Annotated in this window: 19 protein-coding genes and 2 pseudogenes; 4 read left to right on the forward strand and 17 right to left on the reverse strand. The window is 69.5% G+C overall.

Translation table 11 applies throughout. The annotated features are described in order from the left end of the window. Positions 1–104: 104 nt before the first annotated feature. A complete protein-coding gene (gene argH, locus OOZ48_RS14480) occupies positions 105–1,535 on the forward strand; it encodes an argininosuccinate lyase (protein WP_269499524.1) in 1,431 nt (476 codons plus the stop codon). Positions 1,536–1,592: 57 nt separating this feature from the next. Here the strand turns inward: argH and OOZ48_RS14485 are convergent, their stop codons facing one another. From OOZ48_RS14485 to surE, 6 genes are read right to left on the reverse strand one after another with little or no spacing between them, the layout of a single operon-like run. Continuing rightward, entirely contained in the window at positions 1,593–2,804 is a 1,212-nt protein-coding gene (locus OOZ48_RS14485) for an MFS transporter (RefSeq protein WP_269499525.1), read from the reverse strand. Between the two features lie 19 nt (positions 2,805–2,823). Further along, positions 2,824–4,146, reverse strand: coding sequence for a 23S rRNA (uracil(1939)-C(5))-methyltransferase RlmD (rlmD, locus tag OOZ48_RS14490; protein WP_269499527.1), 1,323 nt, complete (start codon positions 4,144–4,146; stop codon positions 2,824–2,826). Next, positions 4,139–4,918 (reverse strand): 3'-5' exonuclease, encoded by a 780-nt coding sequence (locus tag OOZ48_RS14495; RefSeq protein ID WP_269499530.1) that lies wholly within the window; start codon positions 4,916–4,918, stop codon positions 4,139–4,141. Before OOZ48_RS14495 ends, rlmD begins: the two co-directional genes overlap by 8 nt. Beyond that, positions 4,915–5,730, reverse strand: coding sequence for a peptidoglycan DD-metalloendopeptidase family protein (locus tag OOZ48_RS14500; RefSeq protein ID WP_269499531.1), 816 nt, complete (start codon positions 5,728–5,730; stop codon positions 4,915–4,917). Before OOZ48_RS14500 ends, OOZ48_RS14495 begins: the two co-directional genes overlap by 4 nt. 10 nt (positions 5,731–5,740) lie before the next feature. After that, positions 5,741–6,568: a protein-L-isoaspartate(D-aspartate) O-methyltransferase gene (locus tag OOZ48_RS14505; protein WP_442867594.1), complete on the reverse strand. Its 828-nt coding sequence runs from the start codon at positions 6,566–6,568 to the stop codon at positions 5,741–5,743. Beyond that, positions 6,565–7,311: a 5'/3'-nucleotidase SurE gene (surE, locus tag OOZ48_RS14510; protein ID WP_269499533.1), complete on the reverse strand. Its 747-nt coding sequence runs from the start codon at positions 7,309–7,311 to the stop codon at positions 6,565–6,567. Before surE ends, OOZ48_RS14505 begins: the two co-directional genes overlap by 4 nt. A 119-nt stretch (positions 7,312–7,430) precedes the next feature. Here surE and plsY point away from each other — a divergent pair, with 119 nt between their 5' ends. After that, complete coding sequence (plsY, locus tag OOZ48_RS14515; protein ID WP_269499535.1) at positions 7,431–8,072, forward strand: glycerol-3-phosphate 1-O-acyltransferase PlsY; 642 nt, start codon at positions 7,431–7,433, stop codon at positions 8,070–8,072. Between the two features lie 34 nt (positions 8,073–8,106). Here the strand turns inward: plsY and tsaD are convergent, their stop codons facing one another. Then, a complete protein-coding gene (gene tsaD, locus OOZ48_RS14520) occupies positions 8,107–9,150 on the reverse strand; it encodes a tRNA (adenosine(37)-N6)-threonylcarbamoyltransferase complex transferase subunit TsaD (RefSeq protein ID WP_269499536.1) in 1,044 nt (347 codons plus the stop codon). 87 nt (positions 9,151–9,237) lie between these two features. Between tsaD and OOZ48_RS14525 the strand changes: the two genes are divergently transcribed. Both OOZ48_RS14525 and trxA read left to right on the forward strand, forming a co-directional pair. Continuing rightward, the gene (locus OOZ48_RS14525; protein WP_269499537.1) at positions 9,238–10,530 is read left to right on the forward strand and encodes an NCS2 family permease; all 1,293 of its coding nucleotides are present in this window, start codon (positions 9,238–9,240) and stop codon (positions 10,528–10,530) included. 98 nt (positions 10,531–10,628) lie between these two features. Continuing rightward, a complete protein-coding gene (trxA, locus tag OOZ48_RS14530) occupies positions 10,629–11,000 on the forward strand; it encodes a thioredoxin (RefSeq protein WP_269499539.1) in 372 nt (123 codons plus the stop codon). An 11-nt stretch (positions 11,001–11,011) separates the two neighbouring features. On the opposite strand, the gene OOZ48_RS14535 is transcribed toward trxA, so the two are convergent. The 10 genes and pseudogenes from OOZ48_RS14535 to OOZ48_RS14580 form a co-directional block, all read right to left on the reverse strand. Beyond that, positions 11,012–11,614, reverse strand: a complete 603-nt coding sequence (locus OOZ48_RS14535) for an IMPACT family protein (protein WP_269499542.1) — start codon at positions 11,612–11,614, stop codon at positions 11,012–11,014. 10 nt (positions 11,615–11,624) lie between these two features. Further along, entirely contained in the window at positions 11,625–13,226 is a 1,602-nt protein-coding gene (locus tag OOZ48_RS14540; RefSeq protein WP_269499544.1) for an ABC-F family ATPase, read from the reverse strand. A gap of 84 nt (positions 13,227–13,310) precedes the next feature. Then, positions 13,311–14,303 carry an LD-carboxypeptidase gene (locus tag OOZ48_RS14545; RefSeq protein WP_269499573.1) on the reverse strand — a complete coding sequence of 331 codons (993 nt, stop codon included), beginning with the start codon at positions 14,301–14,303 and terminating at the stop codon, positions 13,311–13,313. Positions 14,304–14,429: 126 nt separating this feature from the next. Beyond that, positions 14,430–15,014 (reverse strand): annotated as a pseudogene (gene tadA, locus OOZ48_RS14550) (tRNA adenosine(34) deaminase TadA); the annotation flags it as partial. Next, the gene (locus OOZ48_RS14555; RefSeq protein ID WP_269499546.1) at positions 14,911–15,759 is read right to left on the reverse strand and encodes an HAD family hydrolase; all 849 of its coding nucleotides are present in this window, start codon (positions 15,757–15,759) and stop codon (positions 14,911–14,913) included. The gene OOZ48_RS14555 and the pseudogene tadA, both read right to left, overlap by 104 nt. A 4-nt stretch (positions 15,760–15,763) precedes the next feature. Continuing rightward, complete coding sequence (locus OOZ48_RS14560; protein ID WP_269499548.1) at positions 15,764–17,254, reverse strand: NAD(P)H-hydrate dehydratase; 1,491 nt, start codon at positions 17,252–17,254, stop codon at positions 15,764–15,766. Beyond that, on the reverse strand, positions 17,251–18,894 hold the full coding sequence (locus OOZ48_RS14565) for an acyl-CoA synthetase (protein ID WP_269499550.1): 1,644 nt from the start codon (positions 18,892–18,894) through the stop codon (positions 17,251–17,253). Before OOZ48_RS14565 ends, OOZ48_RS14560 begins: the two co-directional genes overlap by 4 nt. 94 nt (positions 18,895–18,988) lie before the next feature. Beyond that, positions 18,989–21,028: an exodeoxyribonuclease V subunit alpha gene (gene recD / locus OOZ48_RS14570; RefSeq protein ID WP_269499552.1), complete on the reverse strand. Its 2,040-nt coding sequence runs from the start codon at positions 21,026–21,028 to the stop codon at positions 18,989–18,991. Then, complete coding sequence (gene recB / locus OOZ48_RS14575) at positions 21,028–24,681, reverse strand: exodeoxyribonuclease V subunit beta (protein WP_269499554.1); 3,654 nt, start codon at positions 24,679–24,681, stop codon at positions 21,028–21,030. Before recB ends, recD begins: the two co-directional genes overlap by 1 nt. Further along, positions 24,678–25,904 (reverse strand): annotated as a pseudogene (locus OOZ48_RS14580) (hypothetical protein); the annotation flags it as partial. The gene recB and the pseudogene OOZ48_RS14580, both read right to left, overlap by 4 nt.

A 25,904-nucleotide genomic window follows, 5' to 3' on the forward strand; every position in this document is an offset into this window, starting at 1 on the left:
GTGCCATCGTGGTATTCGCGCCCCGCTGAAAAGCTCAAATATAACGCACGGACAACCGGGACCCTTCCGCCGGCCCGCGCCTGCTCCCTTATAATTCCGCCACTATGGAAAATACCACGCCCTCCTCCGCCCACAATCAGTTCGACAACAAGTCGCAGGCCTGGTCCGCGCGCTTTTCCGAGCCGGTCTCGGATCTGGTCAAGCGCTATACCGCCTCGGTCGGCTTCGACCAGCGCATGGCCGCCTTCGACATCCAGGGATCGCTGGCCCACGCCGAGATGCTGTCGTCCATCGGCATCATCAGCGAGGGCGACCTCGCCGACATCCGGCGCGGCATGGCCGCCATCCTCGAGGAAATCGAGGCGGGGCGCTTCGCCTGGTCGCTGGACCTGGAGGACGTGCACCTGAACATCGAAAAACGCCTGGTCGAACTCATCGGCGATGCCGGCAAGCGGCTGCACACCGGACGCTCGCGCAACGATCAGGTGGCCACCGACATCCGGCTGTGGCTGCGGCACGAGATCGACGTATCGTCCGGGCTGCTGCGCGCGCTGCGCGCCCGGCTGGCCGAGCTGGCCCTGGCGCACGCGGACACCATCCTGCCCGGATTCACCCACCTGCAGGTCGCCCAGCCGGTGACCTTCGGCCATCATCTGCTCGCCTACGCCGAGATGTTCGGCCGCGACGCCGAGCGCCTGGCCGACTGCCGCCGCCGCGTCAACCGCCTGCCGCTGGGCGCCGCCGCCCTGGCCGGCACCAGCTATCCCATCGACCGCGAGCGGGTGGCCCGCGCGCTGGGGTTCGACGAGGTCTGCCGCAACTCGCTGGACGCCGTGTCCGACCGCGATTTCGCCATCGAATTCTGCGCGGCCGCGGCACTGATCATGATGCACGTCTCACGCCTGTCCGAGGAACTGGTCCTGTGGATGAGCCCGCGCGTCGGATTCATCGACCTCGCCGACCGGTTCTGCACCGGCAGCTCGATCATGCCGCAGAAAAAGAACCCCGACGTCCCCGAGCTGGCGCGCGGCAAGACCGGCCGCGTCAACGGCCACCTGGTGGCGCTGCTGACCCTGATGAAGGGCCAGCCCCTGGCCTACAACAAGGACAACCAGGAGGACAAGGAAGGCCTGTTCGACACCGCCGACACCATCCGCGACACGCTGACGATTTTCGTCGACATGATCGGCGGCGTGCGCGTCAAGGCGGCAGCCATGCGCAGCGCCGCCTTGCAAGGCTACGCCACCGCCACCGACCTGGCCGACTACCTGGTCAAAAAGGGCGTGCCCTTCCGCGACGCGCACGAGACCGTGGCGCTGGCCGTGCGCAGCTGCGAGGAACGCGGTTGCGACCTGGCCGACCTGGGCCTGGAGGAATTGCGCGGCTTCCATGGCGCCATCGGCGCGGACGTATTCGAAGTGCTGACCCTGGAGGGTTCCGTGGCCGCGCGCAAGCACATCGGCGGCACCGCGCCCGAGCGCGTGCGCATCGAGGCGCAGCGCATCCTGGATGAGTCCCTCGAAGCAGCCCGCTGACGCCGCGGGCGGCTCGACGGCGCCCGCGACCATCCAGGGCGCCGTGCCGTGACGGCGTCAATGCGAGGCCGTCCGCTTTGTCGACCGGCCTGTGGCCGCCAGGCCCAGCAAGGCGACAGCCGCAAAGGCGGCGCCCGTCAAAAAGGTCGCGTACGCACCCCAGGATTGCCACAGCCACCCCGCCAGGATGCTCGCCAGCAGCATGCACACGCCGCTGGCCAGGTTGAAAATCCCGAAGGCCGTGCCCTTGAGTCCGGCAGGCGTCGCATCGGCGACCATCGCAGCCAGGATGCCTTGGCTGAATCCCATGTGCAGCCCCCAGAGCCCGGCGCCCACCAACAGCAGCCACGGACCGCCGCCGTCGACGGCCAAGGCGATGTCGGCCAGGATCAGCAGCGCAAGACCGGCCGCCAGCACGGCAACGCGTGGCACACGGTCCGACAACCAGCCGGCCGGATAGGCCGACAGGGTAAAGAGCAACGCCATGACGATCATGACCAGCGGGGCCCAGGCGGCGCTCAGCCCCATGTCGTGGGCCCGCAGGATCAGGAAGGCCTCGCTGAAGCGCGCCAGCGTGAAGACCGCCCCGACGGCCACGACCCGCCAGTAGACCCCATCGAAAGCCTGGACGGCGCGCCAGTCGATGGGCGAGCGGAATCGACGCGTCGGACGCTGCGCATCGGCGCGAGGCTCGCGCACACCCCAGCAAAGCAGCGCCATCGCCACGACAGCCGGCGCCACGGCGAACCACAGGACCAGCCGGATGTCCGCATACGCCAGCATCAGCAGGATCGCCAGACCCGGGCCCAGCACCGCGCCCACCGTGTCCATGGACTGGCGCAGCCCGAAAGCCGCACCTCGGATCCGCGGCGGCGTCACATCGGCCACGAGGGCATCGCGAGGCGCGCCGCGGATGCCCTTGCCGATCCGATCGATGAATCTGGCGGCAAATACCATATCCGCCGAGGCGGCCAGGGGAAACAGGGGCTTGCTGAGGGCCGCCAGGCCATAGCCGGCCAGCAGCAAACCCTTGCGGCGTCCGAGGAAGTCGCTGATCGCCCCCGAAAAGACCTTGACCATCAATGCCGCGGCCTCGGCCACCCCCTCGATCACGCCCACGGCCAGCACGCTCACGCCGAGCCCCGATACCAGGAAAATGGGCAGCAGACTGTGGATCAGTTCCGAGGACAGGTCCATGAACAGGCTGACCAGACCCAGCATCCAGACGGTCCGTGGGATGGCTTGTCTTCCAACAGCCACGGGATTCATTGCAGCCTCCTCGGTCTCGTCAGGGCTCGAATACGGCGATGGATTCAACGTGTGCCGTGTGCGGGAACATGTTCACCGCGCCCGCCGCCCGCAGCGTCCAGCCGCCGACGTGGTGCAGGATGCCCGCATCGCGCGCCAGTGTGGCGGGATTGCAGGACACATACACGACGCGCTGGGGCCGCTCGTGCGGCGCCAGCGCGGACAGGGCATGTGCCAGGGCCAGCGCCCCCTCGCGCGGAGGATCGATCAGCATCCGGTCGAAACGGCCCAGGCCGCGCAGCCAGTCGGCATCGATCTCGAACAGGTCGAGCTCGGCAAACGATGCGCGGCCATCCAGATTCTGGCGCGCCGCGTCCTCGCGGGCGCGCCGCACCAGGGCGGCACTGCCCTCGTACCCCACGACTTCGCGGGCCACCGTGGCCAGGGGCAGACTGAAATTGCCCAGGCCGCAGAACATGTCGGCGACCCGATCCGTGCCCTGCACCGCCAGCAGGCTCAGGGCGCGCGCGACCAGCGCCTGATTGATGGTGGGATTGACCTGAGTGAAATCGGTCGGCCGGTAATGCATGCGCAGCCCGTAGGCCGGCAAGGCATAGGCCAGCCGGTCGGCGTCCGCCGGATCGAGCGGATGGGCGCTGTCCGGCCCCTTGGGCTGCAGCCACCAGACCACCTCGTGCGCGCGCGCGAAGGCCCGCAATTGCTGCAGGTCCGCATCGACCAGGGGTTCGAGGTGGCGCAGGGACAGGACGGTGGCCTCGTCGCCGACCGCCACCTCGATCTGCGGGATGCGGTCGGGGCGCGACAGGCTTTCGACGAGCGCGCGCAGCGGCACGAGCAATGCGGAGACGTGCGGCGGCAGCACCAGGCACTGGCGGATGTCGGCCACATAGCTGCTGTTGCGCTCGCGAAAGCCCACCAGCACCCCGCCTTTCTTGGGCACGAGCCGCACGGACAGGCGGGCGCGATGGCGGTAGCCGAAGTCGGGACCCTGCATGGCGGGCAGGATCTGTGCCGGCCGGACCTTGCCGATGTGCGCCAGCGCATCCTCGAGCGCGCGCTGCTTGATCGCCATCTGAGCCGCCGGCGCCAAGTGCTGCATGGCGCAGCCCCCGCAAGTTCCAAAATGCGGACAGGGCGGCAAGGTGCGCTGTGACGAGGCCCGTACGACGCGGTCGATGCGCGCCTTGTCGAAGGACGGCTTGCGGCGCACGATGCGCGCCAGGATGCGTTCGCCCGGCAGGGCGCCCTCCACGAAGGCGACCTTGCCCTCGTGATGGGCGACGCCTTGTCCTTCAAGATCCAGCGATTCGATGTCCAGCAGCAGCGTGTGCGGGTCAGGCATGGTCCCAGGCCGAAAGATATTCCCGCCAATGATCGGCCCCGCTCTCGCGCAGGGCGTCGCGCACCAGCTCGAGTTCCGCCTGGTAGGCCGTGGCGTCCAGATCGCCCTTGATCAGGCGATAGCGACAGTACACCAGCCAGGTGTTGACGACGTCGGTCTCGCAGTAGGCACGGACCTCGTCGCGGCGCCCTTCGTGCCAGGCCTGCCAGACCTGGCCGCCGTCCATGCCGAGCTTGCCCGGAAAGCCGCAGAGCTTGGCCAACTGGTCCAGGGGTGCATTCGCGCGGCCATTGAACTTTGCCAGCACGTCCATCAGGTCGATGTGGCGATTGTGATAGCGGTTGAGGTAATTGTTGAACTTGAATTCGCGGTCGTCCTCGCCCGTATCCCAATAGCGCGGCGCCGCCACCCCGTGGATGAGGCTGCGGTAGTGCAGCACCGGCAGGTCGAAGCCCGAGCCGTTCCAGCTGACCAGGGTCGGCGTGTAGTGGCCGATGGTCTTGAAAAACCCGGCGATCAACACGTCCTCGGGATCCTCGGGGCGGCCCAGTGTCTTGACCCGGAAGCCCTGGTCGTCGCGGAACACGCAACCCACCACCGCGATCTTTTGCAGATGCAGCGGCAGGAAGTCATTGCCGTGGGATTCGCGCCGGGCCTCCAGGGCGGCCTCGATCAGGGCGGTGTCGCCCAGGTCCGACCATTGCGGATTCAGGCGCCGCAGGCCCTCGGCATCCGGAATGGTCTCGAGGTCGAAGACCAGCGTCGGGATCATCGGGCCGGCAGGTAGGACAGCGGATTGACCGGCGTACCGCGCCGGCGGATCTCGAAGTGCAGGCGCGGTGAACTGGTGTCGCTCTGGCCGACCGTGGCGATCTTGGCGCCTTTCTTGACGGTTTCGCCGGTCTTGACCAACAGCGACTGGTTGTGCGCGTACGCCGTGATGAAGCCATTGCTGTGGCCCAGCAGGATCAGGTTGCCCAGGCCGCGCACGCCGTTGCCCGCGTACATGACCTTGCCGTCGGCGGCGGCCTGCACCGGCGCGCCGATCGGCCCCTCGATGTCGATGCCCTTGGTGGTGGTGTTGAACCCCTGGATGATCTTGCCGGTGGCCGGCCATCCCCACGCGATGATCCCGGCGTCGCTGGCGCGCGCCGCGGTGTCGGAGGATGCGGAATCGCTGGCCGACGGCGTCTGGACGGGCGTCACGGGGATCGGCGTGGCCGAGGATCCGCCCTGGGAACCGCCCGCCGGCATGGGCGTGCCGCCGTCCAGTCGCAGCACCTGGCCGATGGCCAGTTGCGAGGGATTGCTGATGTTATTGAGCTGGCTGAGGCGGGCGACCTCCATGCCGTGCGCCTGCGCGATCTTGTAGAGCGTGTCGCCGGGCTTGACCACATAGGTGCCGCTGGCCGACTGCCCGGCCGCCGGCGCGGTGGATTGATCGGCCACCGGCGCACGCTCGGAGCGCGAGGCGCAACCCGCCAGCAAAGCCGTTGCAAACAGTGCGGCCAGCACCAGCGGGCGAGCGCCGCGGCGCCGGGTGTCGATGAGTGGAGCGCCTGTCGCAAACGTCCCTACATGCATGAAAATCTCCTTAGGGCTGCGTGCCGGGACGCAGCGGTACGAATCGGACATCCTCGAGTTCCTGTCGCCGCCATGAGGCGGGGCCGGTGCGCTCGATCAGAATGAGCTTCTGCCGGGAGGCGCCTTCGGGTGCGATCAAGCGCGCGCCGATGGCCAGCTGTTCCAGCAAGGTCTCAGGGATTTTAACCCCGGCGGCAGCCACCACAATGCCATCGAAAGGCGCATGGTGCGCAAGCCCCCGCATCCCGTCGCCGAACGACAGCCGCACCCGGCCGCGTGCGCGCGCATGCGCGAGATTCCGCCGCGCCTGCTCGTACAGGCCGCGCACGCGTTCGACGGCAAAGACCTCGGGCACGAATTGGGCCAGCACCGCAGCCTGATAACCGCAGCCCGCGCCGACCTCGAGCACCCGGGAAGGATCGCGCCCCTGGCACATCACCGACAGCATATACGCAACCACCCAGGGCTGGGAAATCGTCTGGCCAAAACCGATCGGCAGCGCCGCATCCTCGTAGGCGCGGCTCGCCAGGCCCTGGTCCACGAATTCGTGCCGGGCAACCGCCTGCATGGCGGCCAGGACGCGCGCATCGCCGATGCCCTGTTCGCGCAGGCGCTGGACCATGAGGGCGCGCAGGCGGTCGGAGTTGAGGCCCAGGTTGGACGATGGCGACGCCACGGACGGCGCGGGGGCCGCCGGCACCGGCGGAACGAAGGGCCGCGGACCGTGGATCCGGGTATTGCTGTTGGCGGGGGAATAGCCCGGCCCCGGACCGGGGCCGGCGGACGGCCCCCGGGCCGCGCGTCCGGGCTTGTCGAAAGGATGCCGGGCCTTGCTCACAGGCGCGCCGTCCAGTCGTGGATCGCCGCCAGCTGCTCGTGGTGCGTCAGGTCCAGGCGCAGCGGGGTCATCGAGACCGCGTTGTTCTCGATCGCGCCGAAGTCGGTGCCGTCGAGCCCGTCGAGCGCGCGCCCGACCGGGCCGATCCAGTAGACCGGGTCGCCGTACGGCGTGGTGCTGCGGATGACGGGCTCTGCGGGATGCCGCCGGCCCAGGCGGGTCGTGCGGAATCCGGCCAGGGCCTCGTAGGGCACCGGCGGAATGTTCACATTCAGCAGCAGGGGATCTTGCCAGGGCTCGCGCTGGAACAGGGTGACGAGATCGCGCGCGACGCGCGTCGCGCAATCCAGGTGCCGCCATTCGCGCTGGACCAGGGAGAACGCCATCGAGGGAATGCCGAACAGGAAGCCTTCGCTGGCCGCCGCGACGGTGCCGGAATACAAGGTGTCCTCGCCCATGTTGGCGCCGTTGTTGATGCCGGACACCAGCAGGTCGGGACGGAAATCCAGCAGGCCCGTCAAAGCGATGTGCACGCAGTCCGACGGCGTGCCGTTGACGAAATAGAAGCCGTTGGCCGCCTGCCGCACCGACAGCGGCCGACGCAGCGTCAGGGAGTTGGAGGAGCCGCTGCAATTGGTCTCGGGCGAAACCACGGTGATCTCGCCGAAATCCCGCAGTGCCTCGGCCAGCGCCTCGACCCCGGGCGCATTGTAGCCATCGTCGTTGGAGACCAGAATCCGCATCGCGCCCTTCCATTTTTCGAATCAAACCAGACGTAGCGAATTGTACCCAAGGACGATGACGGATTGGATGGCCGCCGGTTAGAATGGCCGCCACACCACAACCCCGATCGTTCAGCGCCATGTCCAGCCTATCCGCCGCCACCGCAGTCGTCATCGTCCTGATCCTGGGATACCTGATCGGCTCGGTCTCGTTCGCGGTGCTGGTCAGCCGGACGATGGGCTTGCGCGATCCGCGCAGTTTCGGCTCGGGCAACCCCGGCGCCACCAACGTCCTGCGCAGCGGCAACAAGACCGCCGCCATCCTCACGCTGCTGGGCGACGCCGCCAAAGGCTGGGTCGCCGTCATGCTGGCCGCCTGGGCGGCGCGCGCGGGTCTGGCGCCCGAGGCGGCCGTGCCCTGGACCGGCCTGGCCGCCTTCATCGGCCACCTCTATCCCGTGTTCCTGCGCTTCAAGGGCGGCAAGGGCGTCGCCACGGCGCTGGGCGTGTTGCTGGCGCTGCAGCCCTGGCTGGCTGCGGCGACGGTGGCCACCTGGGTGATCGTCCTCACCATCACGCGCTACGTGTCGCTCGCCTCGATCGTGGCGGCGATTTTTGCGCTGTGCTACTACATCCTCGGCGGCGGCGTGGCCTGGCGCACCGACACCGCCACCGGGGTGGTGGTCGCGGCGTTGGCCGTGCTGCTGATCATGCGCCACGGTCCCAATATCTCGCGGCTGCTCGCGGGCAAGGAAAACCGGCTGGGGGCCAAGAAAAAATAATCGGGCGGCAGCGTCCGGCCCCCGCCCCTGCGCCTCAAGCAACGCAGACGTCTCGCAGATCCCAACGCGGGCGCACGGCGAAGGACGCCTCGCCCGTCTCCGATTCGACCAGTCCGGCGCGCACGCGCAGGGCGGCCGCCCAGGCGATCATGGCGCCGTTGTCGGTGCACAGGTGCAGCGGCGGAAAGAACACCTCGCCGTGCAGGGCCGGCATGGCCTGCCGCAGGCGTTCGCGCAGAGGGCGGTTGGCGCCGACGCCGCCGGCCACCACCAGGGTGCGCAGGCCGGTCTGGCGCAGGGCCGCCAGTGATTTGGCGGCCAGCACATCGACGATGGCGGCCTCGGTGGCGGCAGCCAGGTCCGCCACCGCGCCGGGATCGGGTGGCGCGCCGTCCGTGCCGCTCAGCGTCTTCATGCGCGTGAGGACGGCGGTCTTCAGGCCGCTGAAGCTGAAATCCAGGTCGCCGCTGTGCAGCATCGGCCGCGGCAGCGCATATGCGCCCGGGTCGCCGCGCTCGGCCAGGCGCGAGAGCTCCGGTCCGCCGGGGTATCCCAGGCCCATGAGCTTGGCGCTCTTGTCGAAGGCCTCGCCCGCCGCATCATCCAGGGTTTCGCCCAGCAGCTCGTAGCGCCCGACGCCATCGACCCGCATCAGTTGCGTATGTCCGCCGGACACCAGCAGCGCGACGAAAGGAAACGCGGGGGCGGGCTCGGCCAGCAGCGGCGAGAGCAAATGGCCTTCCAGGTGATGAATGGGAATCGCCGGCACGCCGCGCCCCCAGGCGAAGGCGTTGGCGAAGCTTGCGCCCACCAGCAAGGCGCCAGCCAGGCCGGGCCCCGCCGTATAGGCGACGGCATCCACGTCCGCCATGTCCAATCCGGCGCGCGACAGGGCCTCACGGGTCAGCGGCACGACCCGGCGGATGTGATCGCGCGAGGCCAGCTCGGGCACCACGCCGCCGTATTCCCGGTGCATGGCGACCTGGCTGTGCAAGGCATGCGACAACAGGCCGCGCTCGGTGCAGACGACGGCGACGCCGGTCTCGTCGCAAGAGCTTTCGAATCCGATGATAATCATGCGCGCAGTGTACAACCGTTGGTGAAACGGTTTTAGAATGCATCTGCGGCAAGACAGTGAACAACAACCACCCGCCAAAGGAGCATCATGCTAGAGAAACTGTTCCGGTTGTCCGACCATGGGACGACGACGCGCACCGAGGTCGTGGCCGGCCTGACCACCTTCCTGACGATGTCCTACATCGTCTTCGTCAATCCCGACATCCTTTCCAGCACCGGCATGGACCGCGACGCGGTCTTCGTGGCGACTTGCCTGGCGGCCGCCATCGGCACGCTCATCATGGCCTTCGTGGCCAACTGGCCGATCGGCATGGCGCCGGGCATGGGCCTGAATGCGTTCTTTGCCTTTACCGTCGTCGCCCAGATGGGCTATAGCTGGCAACAGGCCCTGGGGGCGGTATTCATCTCGGGCGTGGTGTTCGTGATCCTGACCGTCACCGGCATCCGGTCCTGGCTGGTGGCCGGCATCCCGCCCTCGCTGCGCGCGGCGATCGCCGCCGGGATCGGCCTGTTCCTGGGCATCATCGCACTGGGCACGGCCGGCGTGGTGGTCGCCAACCCGGCCACCAAGGTCGGCCTGGGCGACTTGACCCACGTCCCCACGCTCTATGCCATCCTCGGATTCTTCCTCATTGCGGCCCTGGACGCCCTCAGGGTGCGCGGCGCCATCCTGATCGGCATCCTCGCGATCACCATCCTGTCCATCCTGACGGGCTACACGGAATTCAAGGGCGTGTTCTCCGCGCCGCCCAGCCTCGCCCCGACCTTTTTCCAGCTCGACATCGCGGGCGCCCTGCACACCGGTTTCTTTCACGTGATCCTGGTATTCGTGCTGGTCGAGGTGTTCGATGCGACCGGCACCATGATCGGCGTGGCCACGCGCGCCGGCTTGATCCAGCCCGGCAAGCCCAACCGCCTGGGCCGCGCCCTGCTGTCGGACAGCACGGCCATTGTCGCCGGCTCCATGCTGGGGACCAGCAGCACCACCGCCTACATCGAAAGCGCCTCGGGCGTGCAGGCGGGCGGGCGCACCGGGCTGACCGCACTGGTGATCGCCGCGCTGTTCCTGCTGGCCCTGTTCCTGTCGCCGCTGGCCGCGGTCGTGCCGGGCTACGCCACCGCGCCCGCCCTGCTCTACGTCGCCTGCCTGATGCTGCGCGAACTCGTCGACGTGCAATGGGACGACATCACCGAGGCCGTCCCGGCCGCCATCGCCGCCATCGCCATGCCGCTGACCTATTCCATCGCCAACGGCCTGGCCTTCGGCTTCATCAGCTACGTGGCGATCAAGATCCTGACCGGGCGTTTCCGCCAGATCCACTCGGCAACCCTGCTGGTCGCGATCCTGTTCATCATCAAATACGCATTGTTTCCAGGTTGAATCAAGGGGGCCGCTTGCAAGATCGGCCCCCATCCCCATATGCTCCTCATGGGGAGACTCCACGCGAGATCCCGCCGTTTCCCAACCGAGGAGCCTCAATGAGCACCATCGAACTGACCCAAGACACCTTTCAGGACGCCACCCAGGCCGAGAAACCCCTCATCATCGATTTCTGGGCGCCGTGGTGCGGCCCCTGCCGCAGCTTCGCCCCGGTCTTCGAATCCGCGGCCGAGCAGCATCCCGACGTCACCTTCGCCAAGATCAACACCGAGGACCAGCAGGAGCTGGCTGCCGCCTTGCGCATCCGCTCGATTCCCACGCTGATGGTGTTCCGCGAAAACGTGCTGCTGTTCCAGCAGGCGGGTGCGCTGTCGGCCGCCCAGCTCGAAGAACTCGTGACCCAGGTCAAGGCGGTCGACATGTCGCAGGTGCACGCCGAGATCGCGGCCCAGGAAGGCAAGCCGCACTAAGCAGCCCGCGCTCAGGCCTCGGGCGCCTCGTCCAGAGGGGCCCAGGTCCCGCGGCCGCGCGTCAGATCCCTGTACAGGGCCTCGAGGTTCGCGCAGCGTGCGGCCTCGATGGCCAGCGTCCAGCTGACGCCGTCGCCCCCGTAGGCTTCGTCCTCGAACCGCGCGCCGGCCTCCAACAGACGGACGCGCACGCGTTCCATGTCGCTGAAGCCGCAATCGCACCGTATCCGGCGCTCTTCCACCCACGGCGCCTTGTCCGCCAGGCGCAGGCACTGGGCGGCAACGCCGCCATAGGCCCGCGCCAGGCCGCCGGTGCCCAGCTTGATGCCGCCGAACCAGCGCGTCACCATCACCGCCACGCGGTCGCAGTCCTGTCCGTCGATCGCCTGCAGGATCGGCCGGCCGGCGGTCCCGCCCGGTTCACCGTCGTCGTGAAAACGATAGGCCTGGCCAATGCGCCACGCCCAGCAATTGTGGCTGGCCTGGAGCTGGCGCGTGGCCGCCAGAAAGGCGGCGACCTCGTCGGCGCTGCGCACGGGGGCCGCCACCGCCAGGAAGCGGCTCTTGCGGATCTCCTCCTCGTATTGCGCGACGCCGCCGAGGACGAACGCCATGCTGCCGGCCTCAGGCCTCGATGCCCCTGGAGGACAGGTATTCGTCGTAGGTCCCCGGGTAATCGATGAGCTGGCCTTCGGGCAGGATCTCGATCACGCGGGTGGCCACGCCCGACACGAACTGGCGGTCGTGCGAGACGAACACCAGGGTGCCCTGGTACTGCTCGAGGGCGTACTGCAGGGACTCGATGGACTCCATGTCGAGGTGGTTCGTCGGCTCGTCGAGCAGCATGACATTGTGGCGGCCCAGCATCAGGCGGCCGAAGCTCATGCGGTTCTTTTCCCCGCCCGACAGCACGCGCACCGCCTTGGAAATCTCGTCGCCCGAGAACAGCAGGCGGCCCAGCACCGAACGGATGGCCTGGTCCTCGTCACCGGGCTGGCGGTAGTCGCTCAGCCAGTCGAACAAGTCGCGGTCCGAATCGAACTGGTCCGAGACGTCCTGGGCCATGGTGCCGAGGTCGGCGTTTTCCGACCAGCGCACGCTGCCCTCATCGGGCGCCAGGTTGCCGGCCAGCAGGCGCAGCAGCGTGGTCTTGCCCACGCCGTTGGCGCCGATGATGGCGACCTTCTGGCCGGCCTCGATCATGGTCGACAGGCCGTCGATGATCGGCCGATCGTAGGCCTTGGACAAGTCCTCGATGTGCGCGGCCTGGCGATGCAGGACCTTGTTCACCTCGAAGCGGATGTAGGGATTCTGGCGCGAGGAAGGCTTCACCACCACGGTCTCGGCCTTGATCCGGTCGATCTGTTTCAGGCGCGAGGTCGCCTGGCGCGACTTGGACTTGTTGGCCGAGAAGCGCCGCACGAAATCCTGCAGTTCGGTGACCCGTTCCTTGGCGCGCGCATTGGCCGCCACCTGGCGCTCGCGCGCCTGGGTCGAGGCCAGCATGTAATCGTCGTAGTTGCCGGGATAGACACGCAGCTCGCCATAGTCCAGATCGGCCATGTGCGTGCAGACCTGGTTCAGGAAGTGGCGGTCGTGGCTGATGATGATCATCGTGCTGTCGTACTCGTTGAGCACGTTCTCGAGCCAGCGGATCGTGTTGATGTCCAGGTTGTTGGTGGGTTCGTCGAGCAGCAGCACGTCCGGGTTGGAAAACAGCGCCTGGGCCAGCAGCACACGCAGCTTCCAGCCGGGGGCGATCTCGCGCATCGGCAGTTCGTGCTGTTCGACCGGGATCTCGAGTCCCAGCAGCAGTTCGCCGGCGCGCGCCTCGGCGGTGTAGCCGTCGTACTCGGCAAAGCGCGCCTCGAGTTCGGCGGCGCGCATGTAGTCGTCCTCGGTGGCCTCGGGATCGGCATAGATCGCATCGCGCTCGCTCATGACCCGCCACATCTCGACGTGGCCCATCATGACGACGTCCAGCACACGGACGTCTTCGAAGGCGAACTGGTCCTGGCGCAGCTTGCCCAGGCGCAGGCCGGGCTCCAGCGAGACATTGCCTGAAGTGGGCTCGAGGTCACCGCCGATGATCTTCATCAGCGTGGATTTCCCCGAGCCATTGGCGCCGATGAGGCCATAGCGGTTGCCGTCGCCGAACTTGACGCTGACGTTCTCGAACAGGGGTTTGCTGCCGAACTGGATCGTAAGGTTTGCGGTGGATATCACGGTTGCGGATCTTGCTGGAGGAATCAGGATAACCTGCTAGTGTAGCAGGTGCGGCCCAGGCATCCCCCCCTGCCCCTTGCCACCTCAGTGGCGTTCCTGCAGCAGCAAATGGGCCATGCCGTCCTCGGTGGCGATGCCCACCCGGGCGCCCACCGGCAAGGTCGCCTTGATGCGCACATGGCCGTACGGCAAGCCGGGCACGACCGGCACGCGCACCGTGTCCCGCAGCCAGCGGACGACCGAATCGAGATCGTAGCCGTTGTCGTGCGCGGCCAGGCGATACTCCGTGAAACGGCCCAGCAGGATGGCCTTTTGCTTGTGCAGCACGCCCGCATGCCAGAGCTGGGTCAGCATGCGCTCGATCCGGAAGGGATGCTCGGCCACATCCTCGAGAAACAGGATGCCGCCCTGGATGTCCGGCAGGTAGGGGGTGCCCACCAGCGATGCCACCATGGCGAGGTTCCCCCCCCACAGGATGCCGCGCGCGTCCACGGCATCGGCTTGAGGGGACTCGAAGCTGAGGACCTCCAGTTCCCCGTCCAGGGTTTCCTGGAACAAGGCCTGCGTCAGGTCGTCCACGGTCTTGCCGCCGAAATCGAACACCGCCGTCGGCCCCGCCAGGCTCTGCGCGCCGGTGCGCGCCAGCAGCGCCAGGTTGAACACCGTGAAGTCGCTCTGTCCGATGAAGGTCTTGCCGCTGTCGGCCACGGCCCGCCAATCGATCGAGGGCAGCAGGCGGCTCAAGCCATAGCCGCCGCGCGTCGCCATCACGATCGGGTGCTTCTGCTTGAGCGCCCGGACGATGCCGGCCAGGCGCTGTCTGTCGGTGCCGGCAAAGCGCTCGTGCACCGCCAGCGCCGTCCGGTCGATCGTCACGCGGTAGCCCATGTCGCGCAGGCGCTGGCGAGCCAGGTGCACGGCCTCGGGGTCGCGCACCGCGCCCGAAGGCGAGATCAGATAGATGCCGGCCGGCCGCGCATGCGATCCATGCGCGTGACAACCGGGATCATCGCAGGCATGGCCCGCATGGGGGTGGTCGTGGCCGCCGGAGGCGGCTGCCGGTGAACTGTCGCTCATGATGGAGGGATCCTGTGTCGAAGAAGAAAAACCACCCGGCGGAACGGCGGCGGGCGCGGATGCGGCGCTTTCATTCCGGCTCGCCCCGGCGGCGGGTATATCCGCGGATGGCGCCGCCCGGCGCCGGTCGCGGAAAAATGCGCGCAGCAGCTCGCCGCCCTCCTGGGCGCGCACGCCCGCGCGCACCGTCGTGTGATGGTTCAGACGGGTTTGGGCATGCAGGGCGACCACGCCGCCGCAGGCGCCGGTCTTGGGGTCGCTGGCACCATAGACGACCTCGGCCAGGCGGGCATGCAGCATGGCGCCCAGGCACATGGCGCAGGGTTCGAGGGTCACGTACAGCCGCGCGCCGCCCAGGCGGTAATTGTCGAGGACGCGCGCGGCGGCCCGCAGGGCGACGATCTCGGCATGTGCGGTGGGATCGCGATCGATGATCGTCCGGTTGTGGCCCGCACCGATGAGCCGGCCGGCGGCATCCAGCACCACGGCGCCCACGGGGACCTCGCCCAGCGCCGCCGCCTGGCGCGCCAGATCCAGCGCCAGCGCCATGGCGTCATCGTCGTCCAGCGGTTCGGACACGGTTGCGGCCGGCAGGTCGCCTTTGCCTTCAGCCACGGTACATCCGCGTCCGCAGCACGATCTTGGACGCCAGGCTCTCGACGGCGGCCTCCAGCAGCTGGTAGAGCTCGGCCTCCTCGCCAAAGCGCGCATGGTTCAGATTCGACACCCGGCCGTCCTCGATGAAGCCCCAGGCGCGGCTGCGCTTTTCCCGGTGGCGCGGATCCCAGACGCCGAACGCCACGCCGCCCGAGCGGCGGATCAGCGAAAAACAAGGAATATCGGTATAGCCGTCGCCGACGAAGATCATCTGCTCGAAGGGCACGCGCAGCTTGTCGGCATCCACCTTGCGGTTGACCTCGAAGGGCTTGTTGCGCGATTCGGGACCGAAGATGCCCTTCTGGATGTGGAACAGATAGCGCGTCTTGTCGGTGAAACTGACGATGCGGCGCGGAAAGTCGATGGCCCCCGAGGCATCGTAGGTGAATTCCGAGGCCCAGATGTCGGTGAACTGTCCGGCAATCGGCGTGCGGCGCAGCACGTCGCCGATGCCGCTGGAGATCAGGTAGAACTCGATCTGGACCTGCGGATGCGCCTTGTGCAGCCGTGCCCGCAGGCGCTCGAACAGGGTGTCCACGCCCTCGTGCAGGGACAGCCGCTCGCCCCAGCGCTCGAGCCGCTCGCGGGTGATGGCGCCATGGCGCCCGCTGCGCGAGAGCTCGATCATGCGGTGCAGATACGCCGGCACCGGGTCCCAGTCCTCGTGTTCGAGCAAGGGGCCGACCTCGTCCTTCCAGAACGCCGCGGGGTCGACGCCGATCTCCTCCAGGAAGCCCGAGGTGCTGTCGGATGCCAGCGTGTCGTCGAAATCGAAAACCAGGGCCACCACGTCCGCCATATGCCTAATCCTCCGCGCGCGAGCGTGCGCGCAATGCCGCCAGGACGCCCGGCAGTTCGTCGGGCAAGTCCTGTGCGATCAATCCAGGCCCAAAACCCGCGGCCGCCTGCCCATGCAGGTACACGGCGGCGCAGGCCGCCTCGAAGGGCCTCATGCCCTGCGCCAGCAGGCCGGCGATGCATCCGGCCAGCACGTCGCCCGTCCCGCCGGTCGCCAGTTCCGGCGGCGCATTGTCGTTGATCACCGCCTGCCCGTCCGGGCGGGCGATCACCGTATCGGCCCCCTTGAGGACCATCACGGCGCCGCAGGCGCGCGCCGCGGCCCGCGCACGGGACAGCTTGTCCCCCTCGAGGCCGGGAAACAGCCGCGCGAATTCCCCTTCGTGGGGCGTCAGCACGCAGGCCTCGTGCAGGGCCTCGACCAGCAGATCCGGCGCGCCCGCGAAACTGCTGATCGCATCGGCATCCAGCACGCAAGGCCTGCGGGTGGACAGGACCGCCAGGGTCTGGGCCCGGGTGCGCATCGATACACCCAGGCCCGGGCCGATCAGCACGACGTTGCGGCGCTCATCGGCCAGGGCCTCCCCCAGCGCGCCGTTCTCTGGCAGGCAGGCCACCATCACACTGGTCAGCGCCCCCGCCTGGATCGGCCAGGCCGCGGGCGGTACGGCCAGTGTCACCAGGCCCGCACCCATGCGCGCAGCGGCCTGGCTGGCCAAACGCGTGGCGCCCAGCATGGTGTCGCCGCCGACCACCAGGAGGTGGCCGCGCCGGTACTTGTGGCTCTCGAGGCTCGCCCAGGGATAGTGCCCAATCCAGAGATCGGGGTGATTGGCCCTGCAATCCGGCTGGACGGCGTCCAGCACCGCATCCGGAATGCCGATGTCGGCGCACAGCAGTTCCCCGCACAGAGCGCGCCCGGGCATCAGCAAGTGCCCTGGCTTGCGGCGAAAGAAAGTCACCGTGACATCCGCCCGTACGGCGGCCCCCAGCGCACGCCCCGTGGCGCCGTCCAGCCCGCTGGGCACGTCCACCGCGCACACCGGCAGGCCGCTGCGATTGGCCGCCTCGACCATTGCGAGGGGCGCCCCGGCGAGCGGGCGCGACAATCCGGCCCCCAGCAAGGCATCGATCACCAGCCCGGCGCCGTCCAGCGCGGCCGGCCCCAGGGCCTCGATCGGCCCGCCCCAGGCTTGTGCACAGAGCGCGGCGTCGCCGCCCAGGTCCTCGAGGCGCCCCAACAACGCGATCCGCACCGGCCAGCCGGCCTCGCGCAGGCGGCATGCCGCGACAAAACCGTCGCCGCCATTGTTGCCCGGCCCGCAGAGGACGCAGACCGTCGTGGCGGACCAGCGGTCCATCACCGCATCGGCCACGGCCCGGCCGGCCGCCTCCATCAGGGCGACGCCCGCGATCCCGCCTTCGATCGCCAGGCGATCGGCAAGGGCCATCTGAGCCGGGGTGAGCAGCGCGTGGCGCTGGCCGCCGGCGCTCATGCGTCGGCCGCCCGTTTGCGCAGCTCGTACTTCTGGATCTTGCCGGTCGAGGTCTTGGGCAGTTCGCCAAAGACGATCATGCGGGGTGTCTTGTAGCCGGCCAAATGATGCCTGCAGTGCGCGATGATGTCGTCGGCGGTCGCGGCGGCGCCTTCCTTGAGTTCGACGAACGCGCAGGGGGTTTCGCCCCAGCGCGGATCGGGGCGCGCCACGACGGCCGCCGCCAGCACGGCCGGATGCCGGTACAACACGTCCTCGACCTCGATGGAAGAGATGTTCTCGCCGCCGGAAATGATGATGTCCTTGCTGCGATCCTTGATCTGGATGTAACCGTCCGGATGCATCACCGCCAGGTCGCCGCTGCGAAACCAGCCGTCACCCAGCGCCTCGCGGGTGGCTTCGGGATTCTTCAGATAGCCCTTCATGCAGATGTTGCCCCGGAACATGATTTCACCCATGGTCCGGCCGTCGGCCGGCACCGGCCGCAGGGTCTGGGGGTCCAGCACCGTGGCCGCGCGCTGCAGGTGATAGCGCACGCCTTGGCGGGCGTTGAGCCCGGCACGCCGGCCGATGTCGAGCGCATCCCAATCCGCATGCTTGGCGCAGACCGTGGCGGGACCATACACCTCGGTGAGGCCATAGACGTGGGTCAGGTCGATGCCCAGAGACTCCATGCCCTCGATCATCGAGGCCGGGGGCGCGGCGCCGGCCACCATGGCCCGGATGCCCGCCGGAATGCGTTCGCGCAGCGGCTGGGGCGCGTTGACCAGCATGCCGTGGACGATGGGCGCGCCGCAATAGTGAGTGACGCCATGCTCGCGCATCAGTTCGACCATGCCCTGCGCGTCGACGCGGCGCAGGCAGACATTGACCCCCGCGCGCGCCGCCACGGTCCAGGGAAAGCACCAGCCGTTGCAATGGAACATCGGCAGCGTCCACAGGTAGACCGCGTGCTTGGGCATGTCCCACTCGAGGATGTTGGACACGGCATTGATCGCCGCGCCGCGATGATGATAGACCACCCCTTTGGGGTTGCCGGTGGTGCCGCTGGTGTAGTTGAGCGAGATCGCATCCCACTCGTCCGCAGGCATGTGCCAGGCCCAGGACTCGTCGCCGCCGGCCAGCAGGTCCTCGTAGTGGGTCCCGCCGATGAGGTCGGCCTCTCCTTCGTACAGGGGATCGGCGACCTCGACCACTTCGACGGGCCGTGTGCCGCGGCGCTGCGCCAGCGCCTCGCGCATCGCTCCGGAAAACTCGGTGTCGACGATCACCATGCGGGCCTCGCCATGATCGAGCATGAATGCGATGGTGGCGGGATCCAGCCGGGTATTGAGTGTATTGAGCACGGCGCCGGACATGGGAACGCCGAAGTGGGCCTCGACCATGGCCGGGGTATTGGGCAACATCACCGCCACGGTGTCGCCCACGCCCAGCCCGCGGGCCGCCAAGGCGCTGGCCAGCCGCCGGCAGCGTGCATACAGCTGCGCCCAGGTGCTGCGGATCGCCCCATCGCCCAGGCCATGGACGACGGCCAGCCTCCCGGGGTAGACCTCGGCGGCGCGCTCCAGGAACAGCAAGGGGGTCAGGGGCGCAAAATTCGCGGAAGTCCTGGGTAAGTCCTGTTCGAAGATATTGCCCATCCGATTCTCCTTGCCCATCGTTGGTGTCAGCCGCCATTTTATCCGTGCCGCGTCCACGGCGGCGCAGCCCGGGCGGCCCGTCGTCCCGCGGCCCTCAGTCGGCCAGCAGGCCGCCGGCGCGCCGCACGCGGCGGGCAACGGCCGCATCCAGCATGGGCGCGCCCCCGGGGAGCACCACCGTCAAGGCACGCTGCGCCCGCGTGGCGCCGGTGTAGAGAAGCTCGCGCGTGAGGATCGGTCCGCCGCGTTCCGGCAGGACCAGGGCCACCTCGTCGAACTCGGAGCCCTGCGATTTGTGCACGGTCAAGGCGTAGACGGTCTCGATGTCGACGACGCGCCCGGGCGCGATCCAGCGCACGCCGCCGGAGCCGTCGTCGCGCGCAAACGCGATCCGGATCCGCTGCATGTCTGGGCGGCCCGGCTCCGGAACGGGCAAGGCGACACCCATGTCGCCATTGGCCAGCCCCAGCTCGCGCTGGTTGCGCGTCACCAGCACAGGCCGTCCCGGGTACCAGTCGCCATGGCCGGCACCGATCCAGCCACGGGCGCGCAGGCCCGCCTCGATGCGCAGGTTCAGGCCTTGCGCGCCCCAGGGGCCCTCGCGCACGGCGCACAGCACCTGGAACCGGCCGCGCGCCTCGAGCACGGCACGCGCCCACCGATCAATCGCCTCGGCCGAGGTTTCCCCATCCGGCGGCCCGGCACGGACGCCATGAAAATACCGGCCGTGGCCGCCTGGCCCCACGCCCCCCACCGCCTCCCGCGACTCGCCGCAAAACAGCACATCGAGGCGCGGATCCTCGGCCATGCGCGGCGCGAGGAACGCGAGGTCCGCCGGCGGATCATCCTGCAAGGCATGCACGGCGGCCAGCGCCCCGCGGTTGACGGCGGCGGCAAAACGCCCGATGCCGCTGTCCGCCTCGAAGCGCCGGCTGTGGCGCAGCATGACGACGGCCTGGTCCAGCGCCGTGCCGTCCGGATCGCGCCGCACGGCCGGGATGTCCTGGCCGGTGAGCGCCGCGATGCGCGCACAGCGCGACGGCGTGTAATGGCCCTGCTCGGCGCGCGCGCAGAGTTCGCCCAGGACCGCGCCGGCCTCGACCGAGGCCAGCTGATCCTTGTCGCCCAGCAGGACCAGCCGCGCGCCTGCCGGCAGCGCCGCCAGCACCGCATCCATCATCTCGATGTCCATCATCGAGGCTTCGTCGATCACCAGGATGTCGGCGGGCAGGGGATGGTCCGCGGTATGGCGGAAGCGGCGGGTGTCCGGACGGCTGCCCAGCAGGCGATGCAGGGTCTGCGCCTGCGCGGGGATCTCGGCCAGAACCGCCTGCACGAAAGCGGGCGCCTCGCCGCGCAGGCGCGCCAGCGCCGATCCGATGGAGTCGTTCAGCCGGGCGGCCGCCTTGCCGGTGGGCGCGGCCACGCGGATGCGCAGTCCCGCCCCGCCGCCCTCCCGCGCCAGCCCCTGCAGCACGGCCAGCAGGCGCACGACGGTGCTTGTCTTGCCGGTGCCCGGACCACCCGTCACGACGCAAAAAGCATGGTCCAACGCAGTCGCACAGGCGATCTTCTGCCAGTCCGCGTCGCCGGCCGGCGCCGGTGGGAACAAGGCATCGAGCCAGGCCCGCGCGCGCGCCGGATCGGCCGTCGCGCCGTCCACGGCCAATCGCCGGTCGATCTGTGCCCGCACACGGCGCTCGGCACGCCAATAGCGGGCCAGATACAGGCGATGGCCATGGCGCACGAGCGGCTCGCCGCCCTCCCCGTCGCCGGCGAATCCGGAGCGTTCCAGCGCCTGGATGCACGCCGGCAGCCCGCCGTGTGCCAGTGCGCGTGCCATGTCCGCCAGACTTTCGGGACGCGCATCACCCAGGGCCAGCGTATCGGCGGCGTTGTCGCACAGCGCCTGCATGTCCAGGCAGACGTGCCCGTGCCCGAGCTGTGCGCTGCACCAGGTCGCCAGCCAGACGGCCAGGTCCGGCGCCTCGGGCGCGCAATCGGCCAGGAACCGGCCGAACGACACGTCGAGCCCGCGCAGCGCGCCCGCGGCGTGCCAGGCCTGCACATGGGCCCAGAGCGCCGTGCGATCGCCGGTGGCGGCCCCCCAGTCATCGAACGGTCGCCGCGCCATTAGGGTCTGTCCACACTAGTGTCCCGTCCGCCGAAGAGCGCATCGAGCTGCTCGATCAGGCCGCGCGCCGGACGGTCGGCATACAGGCCCTGCCCCGGCGCCTCCCAGCCGCGCAGAAACATGTAGACCGCCCCGCCCATGTGCCGGTCGTAGTCGTAGTCCGGCAGCCGCGCCGCCAGTTGGCGATGCAGCGCGAGCACATACAGGACGTACTGCAGGTCGTAGCGGGCGGCCAGCATCGCGGCATGCATGACCTCCGGGCGATAGGCCGCGGCATCCGGCCCCAGCCAGTTCGATTTGTAGTCGACCACGTAATACCGTCCGTCGTGCTGCAGCGCCAGGTCGATGAAACCCTTGAACATGCCGTTCAGCCGCATGGACGCAACCGGCGGCCGGGGCGCGCCATCCAGGGTCGCGGCGCTGACCAGCGCGTCGAGGCGACGCACGTCCACGCCCTCGGCCGGCAGCCAGAACTCCATCTCGGGCAGACGGGCCCCCGGCCCATCCAGGCGCAGCGCCGGCGCCGGCCCGGCGCCGAGCCGGAATTCGGTGCGCACATAGCCCAGCAGCCAATCGCACAGGAGATCGATCCACGCCGACCAGCCGCGCACCGCGCAGCGGCGCGCCACCACGTCCCGGACCTCGGCGTGCTCCAGCATCGCAAAGCCGCGCCGTGCCGCCCACTCCAGCAAGCCGTGCAGGAAAGTCCCCGCCTCACTACCCCGGGGCAAGGCATGCAGGCCGGTCGCGGCGCCGCGGCCGTCGGCCGCCGGCCCGTCCGGCCCTTCGAGCGGATCGAACCGGCGGGCCTCCTGGTACACGTCCTCTTGCGCCGTCCGGGCCACCGCCTGCCGCCCCGGCTCGAGCTGCAGCGCCGAATAGCTGGAGATCCACCACGCATGCTCGCGCGCGGCGTGGCGCGGCACACGCGCCATGCCCAATGCGGCAGGGGCGCGATCCCGCCAGGCCGGGGGTTCGTCCACCGCCGCCTCGTCCCAAACAATCCCCTCACGGACGTCCACCAGCGCCCGCAACGCCGGCTGCACGCCCTCGGGGCCGCCCAGCACGTGGCCCACCGCGCTGTTGCGCTCGAGGTCACGCAAGGGGCCCACCGCCATCCACACCGCGTGGCGCGCCCGCGTCAAGGCGACGTACAGCTTGCGCACGTCCTCGGCCAGCCGCTCGGCGTCCAGCTGCGCGAGCTCCCCAGCGTCGGGCCGCAACACCCTGCGGCGGCCCCCTTCCCCGTGTACGTAATAAGGGCCCCGATCGCCTCGCACAATGCGCGCCCGGGCGGCGAACGGCAGAAAGACCAGCGGATACTCCAACCCCTTGGATTTATGCACGGTGACCACGCGCACCAGGTCTTCGTCGCTTTCCAGCCGCACGCGGCGGGCATCGTCGCCGCCCGCCGGCGCACCTTCGCATTGCTCGTCCAGGTAGCGCATCAAGGCCTGTTCGCCGTCCAGCCGCATGGCCGCCTGCTGCAGCAGCTCGGCCAGGTGCAGGATGTCGGTGAGGACGCGCTCGCCGTCCCGTCCATCGTCGAGCAGCCGCGCCGGGACGCCGAAATCATGCAGCAGGCGCCGGACCATGGGCAGGACGCCGCGTTCGCGCCAGCAGGCGCGATAGCCCTGGAAGCGCGCCACCACGTCCTCCCAGGCCTGTTCACCGGCCGCCAGACGCTCGAGCGTCCACCAGGACAGGGCCAGCGAGGGCGTGGCCAGCGCCGTGCGGACCGCGCCGCCGTCCTCGGGATTGACGCAAGCAGCCAGCCAATGGCGCAGTTCGCCGGCCTGCAGCGTCTCGTACACCGATTCGCGCTCCGACAGATAGACGCTGCGCACGCCGCGCAAGGCCAGTGCCTGGCGCACCCGACCGGCCTCGGCGTGGGTATTGACCAGCACGGCGATGTCGGCCGGCCGCAGCGGCTGCAGGTCCGGTCCGCGCGCGAAGCCCGCCGCCGCGCGCGCGCCCAGGGCCAGAAGCCCCGCGACACGGTGCGCGCACCACTGCGCGGCGTGCGCCTCGTAGTCCCCCACGCCCAGCGGCTTGTCGGGCTGGGTGGCATCGACCCAATGGATGCTGAGCGCCGGCGCGGCTGCGCCCTGGATGCACCAGGCCTCGTCGCGGCCCTCGGCGTGGACCGGATGGAACGCGATGCCCTCCGGTTCGCCCGGCGTCGGGAAGGCGCCGCCGGGCGCCTGGGTGTCGGCCCGGGCAAAGCAGGTATTGACCGCCTCCACCATGGCCTGCGAAGACCTGTAATTCCGGTCTAAGGTATGCACCCGGCCCGCGCAGGCGCGCCGCGCGCGCAGATAGGCATGGATGTCGGCGCCCCGAAAGCCATAGATGGCCTGCTTGGGATCGCCGATCATCACCAGGCACAGGTCGTCGCAATCCTCCGCAATGCGGTAGATCCGGTCGAAAATCCGGTACTGGACCGGATCGGTGTCCTGGAACTCATCGATCAGGACCACGGGATACTGCGCGCGCAGCACCTGCGCCAGGCGCTCGCCGCCCGGGCCGTCCAGCGCGGCGTCCAGATGGGCGAGCAGGCCGTCGAAACCCATGCGGGCCTGCCGGTCCAGTTCGCCGCGCAGGCGCGCGGCGATCCAGGCCAGCGCATGGTCCGCGACCTCGGCACGGCCGTCCGGCAGCTCGGACAGCGCCGATCGCAGGCCGGCGAGGCGGTCGCACAGGGGATGGCTGGGCACCGGATCCGCAGCACGCCATTTTTCGGCGATGCCCGCCGGCACCAAGCGCTGCCAGCCCGTCTTCAAATCCAGAGCCTCAGCCTCGGGATCGCAGGCCCAGTCCCGCAGATCCGCAATCCAGCGCTGCCAGTAGCGTGCCGCCACCGACCAGTCCCGGCCCAGGGAAGCCAGCCATTGGCCCAGTTCCTCGGCCCCGTCGATCCACGGCGCCTTCAGGGCCGCCAGGCACTGCGCGCGACGCCCGCCGACCGCGGCCAGCAAGGGCGCGAGCGAACCCGGCTCGGGCGCCTGCGGCCCTTCGTCATGGAGGGCGCCGGCCAGGTCCGCGTGCAGGGCCGCGGGACCGGACCACCAGCCGCGCACTTGCGCCGCCTGCTCCAGCCCGAGCGGCGCCACGAACAAGCGCCAGTAATCCCACACGGCCTCCTCCTCGACCGTGCGCAGGTCGGCTTCCACCCGGCGATCGAAGAGGCTGCCGCTGTCGAAGGCATGCTCCTGCAGCATGCGGGCGCACCAGCCGTGGATGGTGCCGATCGAGGCCTCGTCCATGGATTGCGCCGCCAGATCGAGGATACGGGCGCAGGTCGGCCATTGCGCCGAGGCGATGGAGGCGCGCAGCTGGCACAGGAACGCATCGCCCTCGACACCCACAGGGTCGTCCTGGATGCCGTCGTAGAAATAGGCCGCCGCCTGTGCCAGCCGCGCACGGATCCGGTCGCGCAGCTCTTGCGAGGCCGCCTCGGTAAACGTGAGGACCAGGATCTCGGCGGGCAGCCGGGCGGCGGGCGGCGGATCGCCGTGCCCCAGGACCAGGCGCAGGTACAGGGCGGCGATGGTCCAGGTCTTGCCCGTGCCGGCGCTGGCCTCGATCACCCGGCTGCCGCGCAGCGGGAACGCCAGCGGATCGAGGGCCGGCATGCCGGCGGCGGGCGTCATGGCGCCTCCTGTGCCGCTGCGTCGGGCAAGGCCTCGCGGACGGTGGCGATCGCGTCGCTCAAGCCGCCATACAGGCACCGCGCCCAGTGCTCGAAGCCGCCTTGCGCACTGAATGCCTCGAAATCCGGATAGGCCCTGCGCAGGTACGGATCGCGCTCCAGCGCCCGGGCGTGGCAGGCCTGCGCCTCGATCCACGCGCGGTGATCCGGCTGGCTGGATGCGCCGTGCCGCAGCCAGGCCACCGCGCATTCCGCAGTGACCGGCAGCGGTGCGCACATCCCCTGGGCCCATCCCCGCACCAAGTCGTCCAGCCACGCCCGCGCGCGCGCCGGGTCCAGGGGCTCGAAGGCCACGCTGCCCTGCGGGCTGAAGACCAGCGTCGTCAGCCCGCGGCCGTCCAGGTGGCCCGCCAAATGCGTCACCCACGCCTCGACCAGGGCCCCGGGCCGATAGGCGCGGTCCTTGACCAGGTGGCTGGCCTGCATCAGGATGCGCGCACGCTCGCCCGCAGCGTTGCTGCGAATGCCGCCCAGGGAATCTTGTATCTCTAAAGTATATCCTCCAGAGAGCTCTGTCCGATGCCGCAGCACCAAGGGCGGCCCGCCGTCCGACGGCCAGCGCCCACAGGCCGCCTGGTAAGCCGACAGCAGGGCATCGAATCCATCGCGCAGGTCCTGGGCCGCCAGCGCGCCCAGGCTGCCCCCAGCCAGCGCGCCGGACCGGCGCATGGCCCGCATGCGCGCCTCCAGGCTCGCGATCGGGTCCTCTCCGAGGCGCATGGCACGCATCGCCGCATCCAGCAGCGCATCGCGCAGGCCCCAGGCCGCCAGGCCGTCGATGGCATACGGCTCGCGATCCTCGCTGCGGCGCCCATCGCGCTCGAAAAAGACGCCCAGCCGATCCTGAAAAAAACGCTGGATCGGATGGCGCAGGAAACGCCGCAACCGATCGAGAGTCAAGGGGTCCTCGGGCACCGGAACGCCCAGCGCCCCGCCCGCGGCCGGCACGCCCGGCACCAGCGTGCCGCCCGCCGCCGCGCCGTCCCGTGCCTGCCGCCACTCCCGGGCGTAGGTGAACAAGGCATCCGGCCCCGGTTGCGGCTCCGGCGGAAAATAACGGCGGCTGAACGGTTGCAAAGGATGCCGGCAGGTCAGGGCCTCGGACACGGAATCCGGCCCATCCCCGCCCGCCCCCGCCACCAGCCGCCAGCCGGCATCCAGGTG

The organism is Castellaniella sp. S9, assembly GCF_027257175.1.
Taxonomy (GTDB): domain Bacteria; phylum Pseudomonadota; class Gammaproteobacteria; order Burkholderiales; family Burkholderiaceae_B; genus Castellaniella.